Below are 6,346 nucleotides of genomic sequence, written 5' to 3'. Positions count from 1 at the left end.
AACTGAATAAACTGAAATGTTGTTTTTTAAAACTTTATTTATACAGCCAAGCTTAAACTCATAATCATATTTTCCTCTTTTTTCCATAAAAATGCCCCCAAATAGTGTCTAACTTTTTGGGGGCAGTCCACTGTATCGGGCTTTTCTATTTCAATAAAACAAATTCGAGGAAAATCAATTATGTTTTGCTGTTTATACTATTTGTGTACAAAAAACGAAGTTTGAGTTAGAAATCGGTTACCTCAATAAAACTTTATAGAGTACTTTCTTGATAAAAACCTATTTATTAATAAGGTTTACATCATAGTGTTGATACGAATACTCGCTTTTATAAGTGCTAGTGCAGAAATCTGTGAAATGTGAATGTCTTTAGGTTGATGATGCGAATTCTGGCTTACGAGTCTCACAAATTCCTGTCCCTGGTCTGATTTCTGAACATATTTGACCGTAATATATTCTTCCCAATCATTTAGTTTTACACTTAAGAGATACATTTCTCCAAAAAAGATATTTTCAAATTCAGTTTCTTTATATAAAATAATGTCTCCGGATTTCAGTAAGGGATACATACTGTCTCCTGTTACAGAAATAGCCCCGTCACATTTTGGAAGGTTCGGAATCTTTATAGTATCTAGTACTCTTTGCGGTTTTCCGCTCTTAAATAACTCTTTCAAACCCGCAACAGCTTCAAGATCATAAAGCGGAATTTCTTGATTTAAATGTATAGAGTCGATAGTCTTTCTGTTGGTATTCATTACTACAATATCTGTGGTGTTCTCTTTTAACATTGGGCCATTTCCTGTAAGCAACCATTCTGAATTCAACTCGGGAAAATGATGTAAAATTTTACACGCTTTATCTGTTCCCATGTTACTGCTGTTGTCTAGAAATTTATTAGAAAAGCCTAGGTCGTTGCAAAATTTATATTTAGTAATTCCTTTGTAGTCAAGGTATTGTTTTGTTCTTTCAGTTGATCCCATAAAAAGATGTATTTTTTTACGTTAAATATTTTTTTAATGTATTATTTTACATTATATTTGCAAAGTAAAGAAATAAAAAAAACAAAAGAAAATATTTAAGCAAAAAAATAACTGTAATTGAAGGCATTAAAATAAAAACACAATTTATTATGAAATTATTGCTAACTGAAAGAGATTTTAAGAATCACTACAGTGTAAGATAGTAACAAAATAACTCTTAACTATATAAAATGAAAGCAGATCAAATTGAAGAGAAAATCCAAGAACTTGAAAACTGGCTAATTGAAAATCCAAATAGTGCAGAAAGAAATTTAATAGAATCGGACATAAAAAAATTACGAACCACTTTACAAAAAAAATCATGAGTAAAAAACAAATCGAAGAACGTATTGCCCTGTTATATATGGCTCTACAGTTCTGTTCTGAAAAAACAAAAACATTTACAGCTGGAGAAAGAATTTGTATTAATCAAGAACGTTTTCAATGGATGCACATTATGGAAAATGAATCCGCTCTCCCGCGTCCCGTATCTCCCGCCATAGAAAACAAAATAAAAAATATCTCGAAATTGGCTTATCTTCATGGTTTTAGACCTTATTATGAAGATCCATTTAAAGAATTAATTGACATCGTCTAACACAAAATTAAACCCAAAAAACCTATGAACACTTTAAATTCTCAAGCAAAAACAATTGATTTGTCTCAATTTTCTTCTCAGCAACTAAAAGAAGCTTTGATAAGAATAGAAAATAAAAAAAATGAGGAACGAGAAACTTACAAAAAACTGGTAGCAGAAACGATTCCAAAAGCACTTTTGAAATTACAGAAGACATCAGAAATGATCAGTAACGTAAAAACAGAAACATTCCAGCTTTTTGAAACTATTTTAGACTTAAAAAACCAAGTTTATGGTTTTAAGGAAAAACAGATGTCGCATACTTTCTCTAATGAAAAGGAAGAAATTACAATTGGGTATCGCATTAATGAAGGTTGGGACGATACCGTAACGATTGGAATTGAAAAAGTGCAGAATTATATTTCGTCTCTTTCTACAAGTAAAGAAACGGCTTCACTCGTTAAAATTGTTTTCAATCTTCTTAAAAAGGATGCAAAAGGAAATTTAAAAGGTTCGAGGGTTTTAGAATTGCAGAAATTAACAAAAGAATTTAATAATGAGGAATTTACAGACGGTGTAGAAATAATTGCGTCATCCTTCAAACCAGTACGTTCAAGTTGGTTTATCGAGGCAAGTTTAATCAATGAAAACGGCACTCGTACAAATATTCCTCTGTCTATGTCATCAGTTGATTTTTTGCATGGTTATGCTTTTAATTTTTTTAGTCAGCAAAACCAACATACAAATGCAGCCTAACCGAAATCTTCGGATTATTTTGAATTTAGCTACTTTGTTATTTTCATTAAATCAATATTATTAATCTTTAAAAAAACTTCATTATAAAGCTTCGTTCTTCGCTTATCTTTTTCATTCTCTATCACTCAAATACCTAATCCTCATGCCAATATCCTCAAACAGAAGTCTCGGAATTCAAAAAAACAAATTACTGCGCTACAAACTTATTAAAGAATTATATCAAAAACACAAAATAGATGATATCCCTACAACGGTAGTATGGCGTAAATATGTTTATCCGGTGTATCCCATTTCACGCACTACTTTATACGAAATTCTTTGTACGCCAGTAACTTCAGAACTAAAAAAAATCGAGGAGCTCATTAGCAATCAGAAAAAATCTTGTTAGTGAACTCATAAAAGAATATGAAGTCAGATTTGTATTTTTTTACCTAATATTTAGATTGTATATTTAAAAATTAAGTATTGAACAGGAACTAAAAAAATGTATTACTTATATTATTTTTTTCAGATTATCTGTGAATATTAATATGTTTATTTTGTTAAATCTAAAAAAAGAAGAAGCTGTTTCAAAATTGATACAGCTTCTTCTTTTTCGTTATTTATAAATCCAATATGCTAATAATTGGTTTATAAGTTATTTTGGTATTTAGTTCTTTCACTTAAGTACCGTAAAAAGCATCACTAATAGTTAATTTTCTGACTCTCTGCTCACAAAGCTCGAGAATATTTACTTTGTCTATATAATTGAAAATATTTAGTGCTTTCAAAAACATGTAAGGAATCTATTCTACAGCTGATTTACAAAGTAGGAAAGCCAGCGTTAGATGACTTTTTGTCTTCCAATGCTGGCTTTGCGCTACATATAAGTAGATAAGAGAATTTATTTGATGATTTTTTATTTCTTTTTTTATGAAATTTAGCATTCTATTTCATTTTTATGTAAATAAAAACGGTGAACTTTCAATGTGCTTAATGACGCTATGACTTTTTTTTCTCAGAATAGGCAATCTCTCAAGCGGCCCATATAATTGTCTGTCGAAGTTAACAAAAGCATGTAAAGAAAAATATTGTTATACTCGAATTCACTTTAAGATAGCTATAAGTATTTCCTATTGAAATTTATTTTTATTAAAATAATTTGATTTTTGAAATATTTTAGATCACTTTTCTTTATTAAGAAGATAAAGGTTTTAAAATTAATTTTAGAAAAAAAGGTTTGCTATGGTTTTCATTATTAGTAAAATGAAATAAATTGTGGTTTAATACCCCCATTATTTTTAACTTATACTTTTAGTGAGACATTACCTTTAAGTATTTAGTTCAATATATTTTATGTTTTTCAGTTCTTGATTCTTTACTAAACATTGAATATACATTTCTTCATTTATTGTCTCTGTAAAACTATATGTCAACACGAAATTAACATAAAGCTTCCAAAAGCCTGATTTTCTCTCTAATGTAATTATTTTTCCGTTTGCTAAACCTTGGGCAGCCCCGTTATTATCTCCATTATCACCACCTAGATAATTCTTAACTCTTATCTGATTTCCTGTCCCTGCTGCTTTTCTTATTGCAATGATCCATAGATAACTATTGTCAGATGCTTTTAATAACCTTAAATTACCTCCAAAATCTTGACTATCATGATTTGAATTAAATAAGGGACTATCTTCCCCTGAAAGTTGAATACGAAAATCTATATTGGGTGGTATAGTTTTCCATATACCACTTTGTAAAACACTAACAGCAGTTGATTTCATGCTACCTATTTCGGATACATTTGGACTAGCGACTAATCCAGTCCATTCACTTTCTGTTGGCTGATAGACTCTTCCTAAAACAATCAACAATGCATTTGGATAGGTAGCCGATGAACCATTATTTAAGGTCATTGTATAACTACCCTCAGTAGCACTAGTTGTTATATTTACTTTGATCAAATTATCACTAACGAAAGTTATATAGTTTACTGTTTGGCCAGCAATTGAGACAGTCATTGTTGGCGTAAAAAAGGCACCTTTAAGAGTGAAATTAGTTGTAGTTGATGGGAGTATAGTATCAGGTGTTGATTCACTTAAAAAAGGCGCTGGAAAGGTAGCGATAGTATAAAGCTTCAAATTACCATTTAGGTCAGGAGCAAGTACCTTGTTGGTAGTTGATGGTCCGTCATTACGTGTTGATGGATAGTTTGAAAGCCTAATATCCTTATTGAGGAAATCTGTAATTTCGTTAACGTCTGTCGCTGTAATTGCCGATTGACCCACACCAAAGCTTCGACCTCTTAAATTGAGTTGAAAAACTCTTCCAGTATCTGAAGTAGTATATTTTACGATTTCATTTGACCCAACAATCAAAACAGGATTTAATGTATTGATATAGGTTACAAATCCCGCTACGTTTTGAGTAGTCAAAGCTGTTGAGAGTATTGTTTTTGTGGTTGTAGTTACATTTATTGATCCTGAAAGTTTGGCAATTTCGGTAGCATTTATTAATCGCTCGCCTGCAACTTTATCTACTTTATTAGTTTGCAATGTTTTCCCCATTTCGGCTGTTAATGCCTTTGTAGTTCCTCCGGTTGTGAGATCATTTACCAACATAGTAGTAAGTGAGGTCTGTACCGTTTCAATTGCATCAACTAGTTTTTGAACGGTATTTAAATTGACATTATCAGAAGCAAGTAAGGCATTGATATTATTAATTAAATCTTTCAAAATTTTGCCTTGTCTGGCATCCAATGCTTTACCTTCTTGAGTGTAATCTAATGCATTGTAACTATCGACCTGAATGTCGCTGATGTTGCTAAATTCTAACTCTCCATCATTGTTAGTGGTTAGGATTTTGTTCGGCTGATTTTTTTCTAAATCAGACACTTTTATTCTATTGTGATTGATGCTCATTTTATATTTTTTTAATTAAATAATTATTTTTTTAGTTTAAAAACTAATCTTAAAAACCCAAATTCTGCATTACATTAAAACTATTGAGAAAAAGAGATTCAATTATAATAGCGTAATTATTTTTAGTTTCTGTTTTAAAAATTTCTAATGCAGAGTTTGGGTTTAATCTTGAAGATTTTAAGCGGATAAATTATTTTACTTTAGTAAAATCAGAGTTTTAATACGCTTCTTTATAATTATGAGTTAAAATTCCATTTGCAAAATAGGTGTGAAACGGATTTAATGTCAAAGGATAAATTTTTCTTTTTTCTAAATTAATTGTAACAGATGTAACGGGTATAATTTCACTTTCAATAGTGTATAAATTATCTCCTACCAGAATATCTCCCAGAGCAATAAATCTCCAAAGACCATCACGCTGAATTAATTGCAGGTGAGTTGGCGTAGCTTCGAATAAACCATCATTAATTACCATTGTTTTATCTGCAACTTTCTGTGTCAATTTAGTGATTGGTGATGTAATTCTGCTTTCTGATAAATGTTTAGAAGACCATTTATATAATTCGCTGGCATTATTGGTATCAATCAATGTTTCAATTTCTGCAGAAAGCAAGAGTTGATCTAGCTGTAATTCTTCGATTGCTTTTGTGGAGCCATCCGGCAACGTGATTAAGGTACCTTCAACAAAGCAACCACCACCACCGCCTCCACCAGAAGGAGGTGTGTAAGTAAGTTCGCATGTTCCTGCATTATTTGCGTAAGTTTGCACATTTGCAGCCAGCCAGGCATCAGCTTGTGCATTTGCATCTGCTAAACTGGTAGTAGAAAAAAACTGATTTGGATAGGAGGTAAGTATAACGGTACTTCCGCTATATCCGCTTTCGCAGTTATTTTTTTTTGCACTTAATTTTTTTTCTACGCTGTAGTATCTTGTACTTGGAGCACAAGTAACAGTATCTAAAACTGGTGCAATATAATCAGGATCTGTAACTACATTAGGTTTTGTTGGTTGTCCGGCAGAACTACCGTCATCGACATAGTATAACTCCAGATTAGCGAATGATTTATATCCTGTATTTCCCATGTTTATTTTT

7 protein-coding genes are annotated in these 6,346 nt (G+C 31.2%); 4 read left to right on the top strand and 3 right to left on the bottom strand.

Translation table 11 applies throughout. The features are described from left to right. Window positions 1-296: 296 nt before the first annotated feature. Entirely contained in the window at window positions 297-980 is a 684-nt protein-coding gene (locus J3495_RS02590) for a S24 family peptidase (RefSeq protein WP_210665002.1), read from the bottom strand. Between the two features lie 230 nt (window positions 981-1,210). Here J3495_RS02590 and J3495_RS19300 point away from each other — a divergent pair, with 230 nt between their 5' ends. The 4 genes from J3495_RS19300 (at window position 1,211) to J3495_RS02575 (ending at window position 2,740) form a co-directional block, all read left to right on the top strand. Continuing rightward, entirely contained in the window at window positions 1,211-1,345 is a 135-nt protein-coding gene (locus J3495_RS19300; RefSeq protein ID WP_255670659.1) for a hypothetical protein, read from the top strand. Then, a complete protein-coding gene (locus J3495_RS02585) occupies window positions 1,342-1,617 on the top strand; it encodes a hypothetical protein (protein WP_210665001.1) in 276 nt (91 codons plus the stop codon). Before J3495_RS19300 ends, J3495_RS02585 begins: the two co-directional genes overlap by 4 nt. Before the next feature lie 24 nt (window positions 1,618-1,641). After that, window positions 1,642-2,352, top strand: a complete 711-nt coding sequence (locus tag J3495_RS02580) for a DUF3164 family protein (RefSeq protein WP_210665000.1) — start codon at window positions 1,642-1,644, stop codon at window positions 2,350-2,352. A 142-nt stretch (window positions 2,353-2,494) separates the two neighbouring features. After that, window positions 2,495-2,740 (top strand): hypothetical protein, encoded by a 246-nt coding sequence (locus tag J3495_RS02575; protein ID WP_210664999.1) that lies wholly within the window; start codon window positions 2,495-2,497, stop codon window positions 2,738-2,740. A gap of 922 nt (window positions 2,741-3,662) precedes the next feature. Here the strand turns inward: J3495_RS02575 and J3495_RS02570 are convergent. Then, the gene (locus tag J3495_RS02570) at window positions 3,663-5,252 is read right to left on the bottom strand and encodes an IPT/TIG domain-containing protein (protein ID WP_210664998.1); all 1,590 of its coding nucleotides are present in this window, start codon (window positions 5,250-5,252) and stop codon (window positions 3,663-3,665) included. Between the two features lie 217 nt (window positions 5,253-5,469). Next, the gene (locus J3495_RS02565) at window positions 5,470-6,336 is read right to left on the bottom strand and encodes a DUF5977 domain-containing protein (RefSeq protein WP_210664997.1); all 867 of its coding nucleotides are present in this window, start codon (window positions 6,334-6,336) and stop codon (window positions 5,470-5,472) included. Window positions 6,337-6,346 lie beyond the last annotated feature (10 nt).

It is taken from the genome of Flavobacterium geliluteum, assembly GCF_017948595.1.
GTDB lineage: Bacteria > Bacteroidota > Bacteroidia > Flavobacteriales > Flavobacteriaceae > Flavobacterium > Flavobacterium flavipigmentatum.
Note: the sequence above shows the minus strand (reverse complement) of the source record. Positions and strands in the feature narration are given on the sequence as shown.